This is a genomic window from Methylotenera sp. (assembly GCF_030684185.1).
GTDB lineage: Bacteria > Pseudomonadota > Gammaproteobacteria > Burkholderiales > Methylophilaceae > Methylotenera.
Window position 1 is genome coordinate 106,497 of record NZ_JAUXOY010000030.1, and the last position, 16,930, is coordinate 123,426.

18 protein-coding genes are annotated in these 16,930 nt (G+C 42.4%); 7 read left to right on the forward strand and 11 right to left on the reverse strand.

Translation table 11 applies throughout. The features are described 5' to 3' along the window. Positions 1-18: 18 nt before the first annotated feature. The 4 genes from atpD (at position 19) to glmS (ending at position 5,282) form a co-directional block, all read left to right on the forward strand. A complete protein-coding gene (gene atpD, locus Q8J82_RS12615; protein ID WP_304890767.1) occupies positions 19-1,458 on the forward strand; it encodes a F0F1 ATP synthase subunit beta in 1,440 nt (479 codons plus the stop codon). A gap of 41 nt (positions 1,459-1,499) precedes the next feature. After that, positions 1,500-1,925 carry a F0F1 ATP synthase subunit epsilon gene (locus Q8J82_RS12620; protein WP_304890766.1) on the forward strand — a complete coding sequence of 142 codons (426 nt, stop codon included), beginning with the start codon at positions 1,500-1,502 and terminating at the stop codon, positions 1,923-1,925. Between the two features lie 107 nt (positions 1,926-2,032). Then, positions 2,033-3,403 (forward strand): bifunctional UDP-N-acetylglucosamine diphosphorylase/glucosamine-1-phosphate N-acetyltransferase GlmU, encoded by a 1,371-nt coding sequence (gene glmU / locus Q8J82_RS12625; protein ID WP_305328434.1) that lies wholly within the window; start codon positions 2,033-2,035, stop codon positions 3,401-3,403. Between the two features lie 49 nt (positions 3,404-3,452). Further along, positions 3,453-5,282 (forward strand): glutamine--fructose-6-phosphate transaminase (isomerizing), encoded by a 1,830-nt coding sequence (gene glmS / locus Q8J82_RS12630; RefSeq protein WP_305328435.1) that lies wholly within the window; start codon positions 3,453-3,455, stop codon positions 5,280-5,282. Positions 5,283-5,414: 132 nt separating this feature from the next. Here glmS and Q8J82_RS12635 read toward each other — a convergent pair whose 3' ends face one another. After that, on the reverse strand, positions 5,415-5,768 hold the full coding sequence (locus tag Q8J82_RS12635; protein WP_304890763.1) for a 50S ribosome-binding protein YggL: 354 nt from the start codon (positions 5,766-5,768) through the stop codon (positions 5,415-5,417). Positions 5,769-6,225: 457 nt separating this feature from the next. Here Q8J82_RS12635 and Q8J82_RS12640 point away from each other — a divergent pair, with 457 nt between their 5' ends. The 3 genes from Q8J82_RS12640 to Q8J82_RS12650 are packed head-to-tail and all read left to right on the forward strand — an operon-like array spanning position 6,226 to position 9,133. Then, entirely contained in the window at positions 6,226-7,632 is a 1,407-nt protein-coding gene (locus Q8J82_RS12640) for a histidine kinase (protein ID WP_304907965.1), read from the forward strand. Next, positions 7,632-8,270, forward strand: a complete 639-nt coding sequence (locus Q8J82_RS12645; protein WP_304907966.1) for a response regulator transcription factor — start codon at positions 7,632-7,634, stop codon at positions 8,268-8,270. The genes Q8J82_RS12640 and Q8J82_RS12645 overlap by 1 nt, the downstream gene beginning before the upstream one ends. Positions 8,271-8,293: 23 nt before the next feature. Further along, positions 8,294-9,133 carry a tetratricopeptide repeat protein gene (locus Q8J82_RS12650; RefSeq protein WP_304890760.1) on the forward strand — a complete coding sequence of 280 codons (840 nt, stop codon included), beginning with the start codon at positions 8,294-8,296 and terminating at the stop codon, positions 9,131-9,133. A 195-nt stretch (positions 9,134-9,328) separates the two neighbouring features. Here Q8J82_RS12650 and Q8J82_RS12655 read toward each other — a convergent pair whose 3' ends face one another. The 10 genes from Q8J82_RS12655 to Q8J82_RS12700 form a co-directional block, all read right to left on the reverse strand. Next, a complete protein-coding gene (locus Q8J82_RS12655) occupies positions 9,329-9,670 on the reverse strand; it encodes a hypothetical protein (protein WP_304890759.1) in 342 nt (113 codons plus the stop codon). 26 nt (positions 9,671-9,696) lie between these two features. Next, positions 9,697-10,365, reverse strand: coding sequence for a hypothetical protein (locus tag Q8J82_RS12660; RefSeq protein ID WP_304890758.1), 669 nt, complete (start codon positions 10,363-10,365; stop codon positions 9,697-9,699). 18 nt (positions 10,366-10,383) lie between these two features. After that, positions 10,384-10,749, reverse strand: coding sequence for a co-chaperone YbbN (locus Q8J82_RS12665; protein WP_304890757.1), 366 nt, complete (start codon positions 10,747-10,749; stop codon positions 10,384-10,386). Between the two features lie 34 nt (positions 10,750-10,783). Beyond that, positions 10,784-12,154: a GldG family protein gene (locus tag Q8J82_RS12670; protein ID WP_304890756.1), complete on the reverse strand. Its 1,371-nt coding sequence runs from the start codon at positions 12,152-12,154 to the stop codon at positions 10,784-10,786. A 25-nt stretch (positions 12,155-12,179) separates the two neighbouring features. Continuing rightward, positions 12,180-12,938, reverse strand: a complete 759-nt coding sequence (locus Q8J82_RS12675) for an ABC transporter permease (protein WP_304890755.1) — start codon at positions 12,936-12,938, stop codon at positions 12,180-12,182. 1 nt (position 12,939) lies between these two features. Next, complete coding sequence (locus Q8J82_RS12680) at positions 12,940-13,767, reverse strand: quinoprotein dehydrogenase-associated SoxYZ-like carrier (protein ID WP_304890754.1); 828 nt, start codon at positions 13,765-13,767, stop codon at positions 12,940-12,942. Between the two features lie 14 nt (positions 13,768-13,781). Next, on the reverse strand, positions 13,782-14,735 hold the full coding sequence (locus Q8J82_RS12685; RefSeq protein ID WP_304890753.1) for an ABC transporter ATP-binding protein: 954 nt from the start codon (positions 14,733-14,735) through the stop codon (positions 13,782-13,784). 13 nt (positions 14,736-14,748) lie between these two features. After that, the gene (locus Q8J82_RS12690; protein ID WP_304890752.1) at positions 14,749-15,132 is read right to left on the reverse strand and encodes a hypothetical protein; all 384 of its coding nucleotides are present in this window, start codon (positions 15,130-15,132) and stop codon (positions 14,749-14,751) included. A 68-nt stretch (positions 15,133-15,200) separates the two neighbouring features. Continuing rightward, positions 15,201-15,851 (reverse strand): response regulator transcription factor, encoded by a 651-nt coding sequence (locus tag Q8J82_RS12695; RefSeq protein WP_304890751.1) that lies wholly within the window; start codon positions 15,849-15,851, stop codon positions 15,201-15,203. Between the two features lie 51 nt (positions 15,852-15,902). Then, entirely contained in the window at positions 15,903-16,910 is a 1,008-nt protein-coding gene (locus Q8J82_RS12700; protein ID WP_304890750.1) for a sensor histidine kinase, read from the reverse strand. Between the last annotated feature and the right edge of the window lie 20 nt (positions 16,911-16,930).

Consider the following 16,930-nt stretch of genomic DNA (forward strand, 5'->3'; position numbering starts at 1 on the left):
TTTGAATAGGAAATTAAAATGAGTACAGCAAACGTTAGTGTAAAAACAGGTAGAGTCGTGCAAATCATTGGTGCGGTGGTTGACGTTGAGTTTCCGCGTGACCAAATGCCTAAAGTATTTGAAGCATTGATTATTGATGATGCATCAAGCAAAGCAGAAGAAGGATTAACGCTTGAAGTGCAACAACAATTAGGTGACGGCATTGTGCGTACCATCGCGATGGGATCATCAGATGGTTTAGCTCGTGGCACGACATTTAAATCTACTGGTGATCAAATTACTGTGCCAGTTGGTGTAGGTACTTTAGGCCGTATTATGGATGTGTTAGGTCGCCCAATTGACGAAGCTGGTCCGATTGATTGTGAAGAGCGTCGTGCAATTCACCAAAAAGCACCAACTTTTGAAGAGTTATCTCCTTCTGTTGATTTGTTAGAAACTGGCATTAAAGTGATTGACTTAGTTTGCCCGTTTGCTAAAGGCGGTAAAGTTGGTTTGTTTGGTGGTGCCGGAGTAGGTAAAACAGTTAACATGCTAGAACTTATTAACAACATTGCAAAACAACACTCAGGTTTATCAGTGTTTGCAGGTGTTGGTGAACGTACTCGTGAAGGTAATGACTTCTACCACGAAATGGCAGAAGCCGGTGTTATCAAACTTGATAACATGAAGGAATCAAAAGTAGCGATGGTGTTTGGTCAAATGAACGAACCACCAGGCAACCGTTTACGCGTAGCGTTATCAGGTTTGACCATGGCTGAAAAATTCCGTGATGAAGGTCGTGATGTATTGTTCTTTGTGGATAATATCTATCGCTATACATTGGCCGGTACTGAAGTATCTGCGTTGTTAGGCCGTATGCCTTCAGCTGTAGGTTACCAACCTACCCTTGCTGATGAAATGGGTCGCTTACAAGAGCGTATTACTTCAACTAAAGCGGGTTCTATTACTTCTATTCAAGCGGTATACGTACCTGCGGATGACTTGACCGACCCATCGCCTGCGACAACTTTCCAGCATTTGGATTCAACAGTTGTACTTTCACGTGACATTGCATCTTTAGGTATCTACCCAGCGGTTGATCCATTGGATTCAACATCACGTCAATTAGACCCATTAGTAGTTGGTGAAGAGCATTACAACGTAGCACGTAGCGTTCAACAAACATTACAACGCTATAAAGAATTGCGCGACATTATTGCGATTTTGGGAATGGACGAATTGTCACCAGAAGACAAGTTAGCTGTTGGCCGTGCACGTAAAATTCAACGTTTCTTGTCACAACCGTTCCACGTAGCTGAAGTGTTTACAGGTGCGCCAGGTAAATACGTGCCTTTAAAAGAAACTATTAAAGGCTTTAAAGCGATTGTTGCTGGTGAGTATGATCATTTGCCAGAGCAAGCTTTCTACATGGTTGGTGGTATTGAAGAGGCTGTTGAAAAGGCTAAAACACTTAACTAAGGGTTGCTTAGTTAATTAGTTAAACGCTTTAAGGAAAAAAAATGGCAAATACTGTTCATATTGATGTGGTTAGTGCAGAAGCAAGTATTTTCTCAGGTGAAGCTGAGTTTGTCGTTGCGCCTGCAAGTGCTGGTGAAGTGGGTATTTATCCAAATCACGCACCAATGATTTCGACCATCAAACCTGGTTCACTTCGTATCAAGCAAGTTAACGAGGCGCAAGAGGTGTTAATCTATATCTCTGGCGGATTGCTAGAAATACAACCAGGTGTAATTACTGTGTTAGCTGATACCGCAGTACGCGGTCATGATTTAGATGAAGCAAAAGCAATTGCGGCAAAAGAGGCTGCTGAAGAAGCGTTGAAAAACAGAACTTCAGATGTAAATTACGCTGCAGCGCAGGCTGAATTGTCGGAGGCGTTAGCGCAGATTCAAGCAATTGAGCGTTTGCGTAAATCAGCACACTAATCTAAATTTAGCTTCATGTAAGATTAGCAAAAAGGCAGCCTCGGCTGCCTTTTTTGTTATACTTTGTATATATAAATAAACAGTTTTAAGAGATTCCAAATTTAAAAATGAACAAACTTAACATTGTCATACTGGCAGCGGGTAAAGGTACCCGCATGTATTCAACCTTGCCAAAAGTGCTGCATGTTGTTGGTGCAAAAACTATTTTGGCGCATGTAATAGATTGTGCGAAAACTCTTAATCCTAACAAAATAATCGTAGTGTACGGCTTTGGCGGTGAAATGGTAAAAGAGGCGTTTGCTAACGAAAACATTACATGGGTTAAACAGGAAGAACAACTGGGAACTGGCCATGCGGTTCAGCAAGCAGTGCCGTTTTTAGAAGATGATGCAGATACGCTCATTTTATTAGGTGATGTACCGCTAGTTGATTCTTCAGCCTGCCGTAAATTATTAGAGCAAGCGAACAATAAGCTTGCAATATTATCTTTTAATAAAGATGATCCAACAGGTTATGGTCGTATAGTGCGCGAGCTCACAGGTAATGTAGCTGCAATTGTTGAACACAAGGATGCCACAGTAGTACAGCGCCAAATTAATGAAGTGAACACTGGCATTATGGCGATGCCAAATAAGTATTTGGTAACATGGTTGTCTGCACTTACCAACCACAATGCCCAGGGAGAATATTATTTAACCGACATTGTTGAATTAGCGGTAAATGATAAAGTCAATGTAGTTGCGGAAATTACAGCAGATGAATGGTCGGTCACTGGTATCAATTCAAAAACAGATTTAGCGCAGATTGAACGTGTTTATCAATTACGTAATGCACAAAAGTTACTTCAGCAAGGCGTAACAATTAAAGACCCAGCCCGCCTAGATGTGCGTGGTTTGCTTAATTGTGGACGCGATGTTGAGATTGATGTGAATTGTGTGTTTGAAGGAAACGTTAGTTTAGGCGATAACGTTAAAATCTCGGCAAACTGTATTATTAAAAATGCCATCATAGAAGCGGGCGTTCAAATTGCACCATTTACCCACATTGATGACACAAAGATTGGCGAAAATAGTCGTATAGGGCCATTTGCCCGATTACGTCCAGGTACCACGCTGGCAGCAGATACGCATATAGGAAATTTCGTTGAACTTAAAAACTCGCAGGTTGATGTTGGTAGCAAAATTAACCATTTGAGTTATGTAGGCGATACAACCGTAGGAAAAAACGTTAATATCGGCGCAGGCACAATTACTTGTAATTATGATGGTGCCAATAAATTCAGAACGATAATTGAAGATAACGCTTTTATTGGCTCGGATTCGCAATTAGTCGCACCTGTGACGATTGGACGAGGGGCAACCATTGCCGCAGGTTCCACAATCACAAGAGATGCACCAGCAGATGCTTTAACTTTCTGTCGCGCCAAAGATCAAAAAACGATTGTGGGCTGGAAACGCCCGCAAAAAATTAAAAAGTAGATTACAGATAATAATTCCAACAAGCACTAAAGACATAGGAAAATAGTTTATGTGTGGCATTGTAGGCGCAGTTGCAAATAGAAATGTTGTTTCAACCTTAATAGAAGGACTCAGCCGCTTGGAATATCGTGGCTATGACTCTGCTGGTGTTGCTGTTTTAAGTGGCAGTGGCATAGAGCGTGTACGCGCTGTTGGCCGCGTTGCAGCCATGACTGAAAAAGCATTGGAATCCAATTTAAGCGGAGAGGTTGGCATCGGCCATACACGCTGGGCTACACATGGCGGTGTCACAGAGAGTAACGCCCATCCCCATGTTTCTAAAGGTGAAATTGCTGTAGTACATAACGGCATTATCGAAAATCATGATGAACAACGTAACCGTTTAAAAGCCCTGGGTTATGAATTCACCTCACAAACTGATACTGAAGTTATTGCGCACTTGATTCACTTTTACCACAAAGATTTAGCACTGTTAGCTGCCACACAAAAGGCCGTGGCTGAACTTACGGGCGCGTTTGCCATTAGTGTAATTTCAGTTAAAGAGCCTGAGCATATGATTACCGCGCGCTTGGGCTGCCCGTTACTGATTGGCTTAGGGGATGGTGAAAACTTCATCGCGTCAGACGTTTCTGCCGTATTGTCTGTGACACGAAAAGTAATTTATTTAGAAGATGGTGATGTTGCTGATATTCGCCGCGATGGTGTAACGATTTTTGGGCGTGATGGCAACACTGTTGAGCGTAAAATCCATATGAGCGATGTATCGCTTGCCAGTATGGAGCTAGGACCTTATGCTCACTTCATGCAAAAGGAAATACACGAACAACCTAAAGCGCTAACAGATACCATTGAAGCGTTGATAGATGATAACAAATTTTCGCCAGCTCTATTTGGTATAAACGCCAGTGAAGTATTTGAGCAAGTCGATAGCATCTTGATTCTGGCTGCAGGAACGAGCTATTACGCTGCACTCACGGCTAAATACTGGCTAGAGAGTATTGCCAAAATACCGACTAACGTCGAAATCGCCAGTGAATATCGCTATCGCCAATCTGTAGCTAATCCTAAGCAGCTTATCGTGACAATCTCGCAATCAGGAGAAACGCTAGATACGATGGAGGCGCTAAAGCACGCTAAATCGCTGGGTCAGAATTTAACTTTGGCAATTTGTAACGTGCAAGAGAGTGCCATTCCAAGAGCTTCACGGCTTGTTTTTTACACCCGTGCAGGCGCGGAAATCGGCGTGGCCTCTACTAAAGCCTTCACCACGCAATTAGTAGCCTTGTTTACCTTGGCCGCTACACTTGCTAAACAACGTGGTTTATTAGATAGCGAAGCTGAGCAGTCGCATCTAAGCGCGTTAAGACAATTAGCAGGAAGCGTGCAGCATGCCCTTAATTTAGAGCCGCAAATTCGTGAATGGGCAAAGGCCTTTGCTAATAAACAGCACGCCTTGTTTTTAGGGCGTGGTATACATTATCCAATCGCGTTAGAAGGCGCGCTCAAGCTTAAAGAGATCTCATATATCCATGCCGAGGCTTATCCCGCAGGCGAACTTAAACATGGCCCATTGGCGTTGGTAGATAGTGATATGCCTGTAGTAGTCATCGCGCCAAACGATGCTTTGTTAGAAAAAGTTAAATCTAATATGCAAGAAGTCAGGGCGCGCGGGGGTGAACTATTTGTATTTGCGGATTCTGATAGTCATTTTAGTGCGTCTGAAGGTGTGCATGTCATCCGCACACCGCGCCACGTGGGCGTACTCTCCCCTATTTTGCATACAATCCCAGTGCAATTGCTGGCGTACCATGTAGCGTTATTGAAAGGGACCGATGTTGATAAGCCCAGGAATTTGGCAAAGAGCGTGACGGTTGAATAAATTAGCTTAACTGTTTACTAATTGTGAACACATAAAATAAAGTTCTTTCCCAGCAAATAAAGTCCTTTCCTGAAAAATAAAGTTCTTTACTGGATTTTGTCTCAATATATTAAAAGTTGTATGCAGATCACATTAGCAATGCCAAGCATCCTGTAAATCATGAAGAGTGAACTCAATTATCCAGCTTTGCACTTCAAGCCAGCACTTCATTTTCAGCCAGTCATCCTGAGTTAATGTGCCAGTATTAAATTTACATATAAATCCTGAAATATTATTTGAGTTCTGATCGCCGCCACCGCCAAAAATACAGTGGTTAATTTCCACAAACTCTATCAAGCTATCAACAGCATCGTTAAATCGAACGGTGTTTTTATTGAAGGTTATGTCAACACTAAAACCATACTCTTTGAATTCACCTACACGTAATTTCTTACGGAGTCTGCGACAGCGAGGCTTTAATCTTTCTGATGGGCTAAGTAATTTCATTTGGTTAGGTGATTTCCAATAATGTCTACATGGTAATAAATTAACATTTAAAAACCAAGTGCCACATGATATTCTTAACTCTCAGCTGATTTTTTTTACGCCATGAAAAACCCCTGTAAGAAGTTGTCTTATGCAATATGTGATTCAGGATATAAGGGTGGCTGTTAATTTAGAGATTGAAGTTCCTCCTGACTATCAGCTGGCTGCGCTTAACGCGGACGAGATTAAACAATTTTTCTCAATTAATAGTAACTGACGGCTTAATAAGGCTATCAACCAACTAACTCAAAGAAATGACTTCTGGATAAAGTCCAGACTGGACTTTTGGATTTTGTATTCGTAATTTAAAACTACTCTCTAATTGTATTCAGAATATATAAGATCCAATCGGGAATTTCTCCCATGATGAAAGTCATCGAAATCTATACTATACGTAAGTCTTAGAAAATACGCTTATATGAGTCTTCAGCTTAAACTAAATTTGATGATTACCTGCTTGCTGCTTGTGCTATTAAGTGTAAGCGCATTTTTTGTCGTGAAAAACGCCAGTGAAGACGTACGGGCTGAGGTCACATCTACGGCAAATTTGGCATTACATTTATTGGATGCTGAAATTCTGCATTATTCTTCTGATTTTGGTTGGATTAACAATGGCGATGGTGCTTCAATTTTTAGGTTGAAAGAATTAGGTAACATCAGGCACTTAAAAATAGAGTTTTATGATATTAACGGTAAATTGCGTGAGACTAATCGCAATAAGAAGCAAGCCCTAGAGGATAATGCGCCGCCAAAATGGTTTGTAAATGCGATGAGTCTGACTGGTGCAGAAATGCAAAAACAAACCAGAAACATTATTTTAAGTGGGCGCTATGTAGGTGAGCTGGTGGTGACGCCTGACCCAAGCTATGAGATAGCTGAGGTTTGGAACGACACCGTAGGCTTGCTCGGTTTGGCTGCACTATTTTTTGTGTTGATCAATGTGCTGGTGTATTTCGCGGTGAAACACACATTTAAACCAGTGGATAGAATTTTAGATGCTTTGACGCAAATGGAGCAAGGGCGGTTTAGCAGTAGGTTGCCCGATTTTAAACAAGTTGAGCTGGATGCAATTGGCAAAAAATTTAATTCGATGGCGGATACTTTGCAAAGTAGCACGCAAAATAATCACCGTTTAACGCAGCAAATAATCCGATTGCAAGAAGATGAACGTAAAAGCCTGGCGCGAGATATTCATGATGAAATTGGCCAGTATTTAACGGCGATTCATGTGGATGCTAGCGCCATTTTAAATGGTAAAAAATTATCCGTAGCAAAAGAAAGCGCACAGGCCATAAGCAGCGTAACGCGTCAAATGATGGACATGGTGCATGAAATTCTACAGCGCTTGCGGCCTCGCGCTTTGGATGAATTGGGGCTTAGCCTGGCTTTAGGCGAACTCATACATCATTGGCGGCAACGTTGCAGAAACGTCAACATTATTCAGAATATCGTGAGCAATATTGGTCCCATTGATGAAGCTGTATCTATTACTGCCTACCGCGTGGTGCAGGAATGTTTAACCAATATTGCCAAACATGCCAATGCTCACCGTGTGACCATTAACGTAAGGCAGGATGCGCAGTATTTATATTTGCATATTGAAGATGATGGCGTGGGTTTCGACCCCACCATTACAGCGCAAGGTTTTGGATTAGCAGGCATGAATGAGCGCATACAAGGTTTGATGGGTGAGATGAAAATTGAATCATCCAAAAAATCTGATACTGGAAATCCTGACCTTGTAAGTCAAGTAGCCATAAGCCAAGGAACCCGAATTATGATTAAACTGCCCAAACAAGCGCGTATGACTGAAAGCGTCGCTTGATGATGACCATTAAGCTGATTTTGGTAGATGACCACGCCGTAGTCAGATCAGGTTTACGCCGATTATTGGAGCTTAATAAGCGGCTAGAAGTGATTGCTGAAGCGGATTCTGGCGAGCAAGCTTATCAGTGCTATGGGGAGCTGAAGCCAGATATTGTGGTGATGGATATTTCTATGCCTGGCATGGGCGGCTTAGAATCCGCTAGGCGCATCATTAAGCGCTATCCGGCGGCTAAAATCATCATTTTTTCGATGCATGAAACCGCATCATTTGCCTCTCAAGCCATCAAGTCTGGGGTAAAGGGCTATGTCACCAAAACGGGTGCAGCGGAAGACTTAACGCGCGCAGTGTTAGAAGTTGCCAATGGAAAAACCTTTTTAAGTGCAGAAATTGCACAAAAAATAGCACTGGAAACACTTTCAGGACAGAGTGATCCTATTCACCTGTTATCAGGGAGGGAGTTTGAAGTATTTAGATTATTGGCCGAAGGTAAAAAGGTGGAAGAAGTGGCTGAAATGCTTAAAATCAGCCAAAAAACAGTGGCAAATTATTACACCATGATTAAACAGAAATTAGGCGTAACGAGCCCTATAGACATGGTGCGTTTTGCCATACGTCATGGTTTAGTTGAAGGGTAAGAAAATTTTAACAAAGGGAAATTATGAAAAAACAACTACTTAACAGCATGCTGGTGGCATTTATGGCATTTGCTTCATGTGAAAGCTTTGCAGGCTTTGATGAAGGCAAAGCCGCTTTTATGGCGCGTGACTTTGCCACTGCGCTTAAAGAATTCAAACCTTTGGCAGATAAAGGCGATAAGCAATCGCAACACATTATGGGCATGATGTATGACGAAGGGCAAGGTGTTAAACAAGACTACGCGCAGGCTGCAGAGTGGTACAAAAAAGCAGGTGCACAAGGGCATCAGGATGCGCAATACAACTTAGGCGTGATGTACGCACAAGCGCAAGGCGTAAAGCTAAACGATGTGGAATCGTTCAAATGGTTTGAAAAAGCAGCCAAGCAAGGCCATATTTTGTCGCAATTTGCACTAGGCAGGCTTTATACCGTAGGGCGTGGCGTTAAGGCGGATGGCAAGCTGGCTTGTGATTGGTATCGTAAAGCTGCCGAACAAAATCACTATAAAGCGCAGCTAGCATTGGGTAAAAATTATTTGGATGGTAACGGCATTAAAAAAGATGTGAAATTGGCGGAAAGCTGGATACGCAAATCTGCCGAGCAAGGTCACCATAAAGCGGAATACGAAATGGGCTTGTTATATCGCGATGGCATCGCCGTGAAAAAAGATGCGAAAGAAGCCTATATGTGGTTTGAGCTTGCAGGCAAGCAAGACCACGTGTTCGCGCAACAAGCAAGAGATGCGCTGGCTAAAACCATGAAGGCAGAAGATATTGCCGCCGCTAAACTAGCCGCCAGCAACTGGCGTGCGAAGTTGCCTGCTGATGCTAAACCCCCTATGGCTAATACACTGGCACACTAACTAATTTATAGTGCAAAAAAAGCCACGCAAAGGGATTTGCGTGGCTTTAAACTTATTACAAGTACTAGTTAACTTTGGAGATTAACTGGTTGTAATTTTAACTACTGGCTAAAGCCTTGGTAAGGGAAGCCCTCACCAAATTGCTAGGAGTTTATCCCAAGATAATGAGTGGTTTAATTCATCTAGCATTTTTAGCTAGTCTATTACTTTAACGCTATAAATAGTCCAATGTTGTTTACCGCCACCTCGTGCCATTGAGCAGCCTAGAGGTGTAGCAGCAGTATTCGGTAGTAAAATCTGTTTGGTATGGTCGGGGGTTTGCACATCCATAAACCATCTATCCACCCATACTTGATAGCCTGTTGTCGGATTTGTGTTTTGAATTGTTATTAGCTTGCCATCGGCAATTGAACAATCTGCGGAATCTTCTTCCACAAATTTTATGCTTGTATTTTCGGGTGTTGTAGATTCTTCAGCATGTGCTATTGGAAAGGCAATTAGACTAGCGATGATAATGCACATTACACTGGCTTGCATATTAGGCTCCTAAAAATTGAAGTAGTTTATAACGGAATAAACTCAAGTGTATTCGCATCCATTTGAAATGGATTTAAGCGGTTGCCAGTAGGCGTATATGAGCTTATTCCGCGGGCATCTGCCTCAGTGCGCTGGGCTATTCGATTCAGTATTTGTTTAATATTTGTGCGGCAATTTTCGTTGACCTCTGCCGCACTTTTTTCTTGTTCGGCACTCAGTAATTTAGCCGCGCTAATATCAGCATTTTGTGCGGCAATCGTCAATTTTTGTGGGTTGGCGGCTTCAAAAGTATATTCGTTTTTGCCGCCATAAGCTTGCAATAGCATGGTGTATAAGCCCGTAATAAGCGGTAGCACGCGGTCGCCTTGATATTCTTGGCTAAAGCTTAGTTTTAGGGCTTCAATAGATTGGGTATTTTTAATGGCATCGAATCGCCAGCCAAATGGGCCTTCAAATACCCATTGCACAAATTCTTCCTTACTGACTTTTGTGCTTTTTTGTAAGGCTTGCGGCCGGCATTCATAGAGAGCTAACATCAAAGTGCGTAGATCTGAACTATGCAAACTAAATGCTTCTTTGGCGTTAAATTCTTTAGTCAAAATTTTTGTTTTATTTGCATTAGCGGCAAATGTTAGATGTGGCGTAAACATACATACGCTAGCAATAACGACAAGAAAAAACAAATTTTTCAGCATAGAAATGTGCACTTACTTTTATACAAATGCTTTTTCTGCAAAATGGCGGTTGATTTCCGCGTTATCAAAATCACGCCACTGAATGATGCTTTCTGTAAATTTTTCAGGCGGCATTACGCCAACCACGCCATCAATCACCACTTGGTCTTTTACGGCAAGTACGCATGGGATTTGCTCAATATTAAAAAATTTAGCAATATCCGCATCGGCGTCACTATTGAGCATACCAAAAACGATGTCTGGATTTTGTTTGGCGGTTTCTTGAAAAGTAGGGCTAAAGCTCAGGCATGGCTCACACCACTCTGCCCAAAAATCAATAATCACGAAATGATTGCTTTCTATGACTTCTTTAAAGTTAGCTTTGGTAAGGGTAATCACGGACATTGTTTTTCCTTAAAATACAGTTTTGATCTATTGGTTAAGCTTTTCTGCGTGTCCACCAACTAAAAACGCCAAAAATAAGCAAGCCTAATGGTAGTAGTATTTGAAAACCAATAAAAACAGGTTTGTAATTGCTCTCAGCGGTAAGGTTTAAATTACCATCCTTCAATATCGTCGGTGGTATCGCAATTATATTATCGTCACCCGCTAGCCAATTCACCATGTTTAGACCTAAATCAAGGTTGCCGCCGTTAATGATAAAAGTATTAGATAAAAAGTTTGCGTTGCCTACCACCACCACACGCTGACCTTTTTTGCCATATTTACGTTCAATCGCTAGGGCGATGTTAATCGGACCAGGCACATCTCTTTTATCATCAAAAGTGATTTTTTTAAGATCGCTTTCAGGCGAAAAAGGCGTGGTTTCTAGCCAGCCATTGGCGGACACATGCACTAAATCTTGCACTTTCCAGCCATTTTCGTAAGTGCCATGCGCTGTGATTTTTCTAGCTTCGGCAAATGAAGTGCGTATTCTAAAATTTTCTGTCACTGGGTGGTCGCCGTATTGCACGCCAAATGCGGTTTTAATATCGCCGCCAAATTCTGCGGCAGATTTGTCCACTACTAAGCCTTGCGCTACTTCTAGGCCGATATACTGGGCTATTTCATCTAAGCCATGCAAGTTTTCGTCATCTAAAAGCCACAATATATTGCCACCGCCATCCAAATAATTTTTAATTTTAGCGACTTCAATCGGCGATACATTGGTTTTAGGGCTAGCAATCACGAGCATTGCCCAATTTTTGTGTAGATTTGTTTCTGTGGTGATATTGGGCGTTGATAAACTAAAACCTTTATCCATGAGCTGTTTGCCAAATGCGCCAAAGTCATGCATATTATTTGTGGTAAAACTACGTTCACCGTGACCATTCAATAGCATCACCGCTTGGCTGTGCGTGCGTGACAGGCGCATCAGCACGTTGGTGAGTTCTTGCTCCGTATAAGGCGGAATAAGATGTTCACTACGTTTTTGATAGGTGATAACCAGCTCACCCCCTTTGGCTTTAATACCCGCGGCTTGGGCAAGTTTTGGGTCTTTAGCTGCATTGATAAAGCTTAGCTGAATGTCTGATTTAGTGCGTTGGTAGCGGGCAATAAAACTTTTAATGTTCTGACGAAGCACTTCATCTTCAGGGGCAAAGGCCGTGATAGAAACCGCACCTTTCATTTGCTTTAAAACCGTTAAACTAGCTTCAGAAACCGTGTTGCGTTTGTCTTGCGTTACATCACGAAAAACATGATATTGCGTTGATAGATACCCAAGTAGCGCGACGATGACTAGTGAAAATAATACAAAGGTATGATCCTGAATCAACAGTTGTAGCTGATGTTTTTTGCTTTTATTCATGTGTTTTTATGTGGAATTTGTTGATTTAAGCACGTAAGCGTTCCGCATTTAAGCGGCGCAAGGTAAATATTAAGAATATGCCAGTAAATAATAGAAAAAAGATAATGTCTTTTGAATCTATGATGCCTTGCGATAACGGCTCAAAATGTCGCATCAGCGATAGGTTTTGAAGCATTTGACTGAGCGGATTACTAGAGTCAGCCGCTAAAAACTGGTCTAAACCGAGCAAGGCAAATAAAGCAATAAAAGTCAGCAAGCCAGCAATCACGGGCTGCGCGGTGATACTGGAAAAATAAAGCCCAAGAGCCGAAAAGCTAGCCACGAGTAAAAAAAGCCCGAGTACGTTAGAAAAAATATAGCCGAAGTCTAATTCTGTCCAATGGTTGAGCGTCAATAGCATGGCGGTAATCACCGTGATAATGATCATCAAAAATGCCATTAAGCCTAAAAACTTACCCAGCACAATTTCCGTCAATGAAATGGGTGCACTCAATAAAAAGGTTAAGGTTTGTGTACGGCGTTCTTCTGCAATTAAACGCATAGAAAGTAGCGGTACGACAAATAGCATGACAAATGATGCCAAACCAAACAAGCTTTGACCAACAAACAAGGTCACACCGATACGACCGTTTGATTGAATGCTACCATCCATCATTGAAAAATACTGCGTCACAGCATTGATGAAGTAAGTCGCAAATGCGAATATCAGCACCGATAAAATCACCCAAGCCATCGGCGAGGCAAACATGCTTTTGAGCTCTTTTCTGGCAAGATTCAGTATCATACTAATTAGCTTTTACTTCTATTTCAGACACAAAAGCCTTGCCTTCATTATCTGTGGCGGTCACCGCTAATTTACCTACAGCTTCAGGGACAAAATTGAATTTAAAATAGGGGTCTTCAGAAGTGCCCACACCAACATCAACATTAAGCAACGGTTGACTGTTAAAGGTGAAAGCGATTTTTTTAATATAAAACGCAGGATAGTAACCTTGCGTAGCAGCATCGCGTTGCAAGCCAGTGCGCATGATGTGCTTGATGTTAAAGGCGGTTGTAGCAGGGCTGCCCAGTTTTACTGGCTCGTCCACTTTGAATTTAATTTTACCTACCGCCGCGCGAATTGCAGCTTCATCACTATTATCAGTACTGCCGCAGCCGCCAGAAGCGCGAATTTCGCGAGAAGCTAGATACAACTGACCCTCTTCAGTCTCAGCCACCAGGTGTACATAAGCATCTGTTTCAAAGCGAATTCGCGTAGATAACTCAAAGTCGCCTGATTTAGCAAGACCAAGTGCTTGAGTAAGATGAAAAGTAGCCGTTAAGGGAATTGGATTGCCATCCACAAAAGTATAGAGTTTTTTAACAACCACGCCATTTGCCGCTGTGCTGTTAATCTTGTAAGTAATCGGCACTTGCGCACCGCTTTCTGCACGGGCTGGCGCATCAATTTTAATAAAATCAACTTCTTGCATTTCACGTTTTGCAAAATAGGCTTCTTTCAGCACAGGCCATAATTTTGGGTCGGCTTCTGCAAAAGCACTGCTTGAAAAAACAAGCGATAAGCTTGCAGTAAAGAGCAATCGAATGCGCCAAGCTAAAGATTTTTTGTGCATTTTATTTTCCTTATTTAGACCGCAGCTAATGCAGCATCTTGGTAGGTGAGCTGCACAAACACATCTTCCAAACTGGTTTGGTCTGGGGCAATTTGATACAAGCCCCAGCCATTGCTCACCGCAGCTTGCACGATGGCTTCGGCGGGTGTTTCAGTCGTTGCGGCATCTTCAGCAAAGCGAATACGCATCATGCCATTTGGCAAGCTTTCAGCTTCTACCACACCTGCAATTTTCAGCATCGCATCTACGCTTGGCGCATGACGAAAGCCGATAAGCAACTTATGGCCAATACGTTGTTTTTTCAATACGTCAATGCCGCCGTTAAACACTAGTTTGCCTTTATCAATAATCTGCACGTGGTCGCAGACCATTTCAACCTCAGGCAAAATGTGGGTGGAGATAATCACGCTATGCTCACTGCCCACTTCACGAATCAAGGCGCGAATATCGCGAATTTGAATCGGGTCTAGCCCAACCGTGGGTTCATCTAAAATCACTACCATCGGGCTGTGAATAATCGCTTGGGCAATGCCCACACGCTGTTGATAGCCGTTAGATAAGTTTTCAATCAAGCGTTTACTCATGTGACCTAAACCGCAGCGTTCTTTAGCATTTTCCACCGCTTTTCTGATATTGCCACTGGCCACGCGATGCAGACGTGCGGCGATGGTTAAATATTCATCTACCGTCAGCTCTTTATATAAAGGGCGCATTTCAGGCAAGTAGCCAATCAAGGCTTTGGCTTCTTTAGGATTATCCATCATATCGATACCGCAGATTTTCACGCTACCGTTACTTGGCGCAAGGTTGCCCGTGAGCATTTTCATGGTGGTGGATTTACCTGCACCATTGGGGCCTAAAAAGCCCAGTACTTGGCCTTTGCTTAAGGTAAAGCTGACGTTGCTAACGGCTTCGCGTCCACCGTATAGACGTGTGAGTTCGGTTGCTTCTACTGTGAAACTGGTCATATAAAACTGAAACTTAGTTTACAAACGTTAAGTTGGTGCATCTATCGTTAATAAAGGTCAGCTCAGTTTTTTTGAAGGTATCTTTTGAGTTATATAACACTAGATTCGGGTAATACCACATTTCAATGACATCTTGCTTTTCACCGCCTTGCTTCTCACTACCAGGCACAGCTTTACCTACATAACTATCTGCGCCTGTTGGTTTAGTAGGGGTTTGTTTTTTCATGGGCTTGCCTAATGTATCTAAAACAAATTGCTTATTTTTACCCTTAAACGTTTGGATAAACTCCATTTCTTTATAGATTTTTTTGCCTTTGGCGGGGCCCTCTGCTAAAGCAACCGTTACAGAAAAAAACAATACGGTTACGAGGGTGAATAGTGTGCCTAGTTTTTTCAAAATAAATCCTTATGTGTGCTTACGTGTGCTTATGAGTGAAAGTGATAAAAGAGGGTAATGAGGGTTTGTTACTTAGTTACAGAAGCTTTACTTCGCGTAACACCTAGTTGAATGGCTAAATGCACTAGATTGGCGGTTGTTTGCACATCTAACTTTCGCCTGATAGTCGTTTGAATATTGGCTACCGTTTTGTAGCTGATATTCAAGCTCTCAGCAATCACATCTAAAGAGTTGCCAACGGCTAATTGCCTGAATACTTCAAACTCACGTGGGGCAAGCTTTTCTAGCGGCTTATTATTTTCATTCATTAAATCAATAGCCAGATGCTCTGCGATTTTGCGACCAATAAATCGTTCGCCTTGAAAAACTTTCTCAACTGCATCAATCAGTACATTGATGTCATCAGACTTCACCACATAACCTTTGGCACCCGCTTGCATGGCGCGTAAAGCGTAAATGTTGTCGTCGTGCATACTGTAAACAATAATCTTGATATTTTTCTGGCGCAGAATGATTCTTTGTAGCGCTTCCAAGCCGCCCATGCCTGGCATATCCAAATCCATGATAATCAAGCCTGGTTTATGTTCTTGATTTTGTAATATGGCGGCTTCGCCGCTGTCCGCTTCTGCTATCACGCGGTAGCCCCACTGGTTCAGCAGGCTTTTTAAGCCTTGTCTAACCACTGCGTGGTCATCTACCAGTAATATGGTTTTTTCCATGATATTTGCCTAAAAGTTTAATTGAATGCCAGGTTAGGTTTAACGATAGTGCTATACGTCTTTACGCGTCATATTGATAGGAATTTTCGCACATACGATCAAGCCATGCGGGCGGTTACTGCGGACTAAAAACTCACCATTGACCGCACTAATGCGTTCGCGCATTCCTATTATGCCCATACCACTCGATACCGCTTGAACATCTAGGGCTATGCCATCGTCTTTAATTTCAAGGCATAAGTGTTGCGCATTGCCATTGAACGCAACGTTGACTAAGTCCAATGAAATATCAATATGCTTGGCTTGCGCATGCTTAGCAATGTTGGTGAGTGCTTCTTGTACAAAACGATATAGCGTCACACTAATCTGCGCTGAAATAGCGCGGTCTTGCGCATCAGTTTGACCTGAAAAAAGCTGCGTGCATTCATCAATATGTAACTCAATATGCACATTCGGTTGCAGTTCACGCCACTCTTGCACCATTAAATGAATACCATCCACACAGTTTTTACTGTTAGTCGGTGCTGGGCGCAAGCGACGCATGAGTGACTTTGCCATGTTCTGAATATGCCCCGCGTTTGACAGTATGCGCCGTGCAGGGTTGTCATCATCACCTTTCACGGTTAATGCGGAAGCATCCAGCCGAATGGCTAACAAGTATTGCCCAATATCATCATGTAAGTCACGCGCCAGCTCTAAACGTTCAAACTCTTGTACTTTAAGGATGTGTTGCGTGAGCGATTTGTTTTCAGCCAGCAATTGTAAGTTTCTTTCTTCTGCAACAACTCTTAAAGCAATTTCCATTTTTTGTTCAACCATGCGATGCCATGCAAACCAAGCTAAGGCAATGGCAATAAACAGTAGCAAGAAAGGTATTTCATCTAACTGAAATGCCTCATATTGCGCTAAGCGTTCGGCAAGCGTTTCCGCTAAATTGATTTTTAAAGCCACTACAAACGCCAATAACACTGATGCAGAAGCCTTAAGCGCATCTTTCTTTGTAGTGTTTAGCTGTTGCCAAAAATCGTATATCTTCATAGAGCGATGATTATTGTGCAAAACGCCATGCTTGAGTAGGT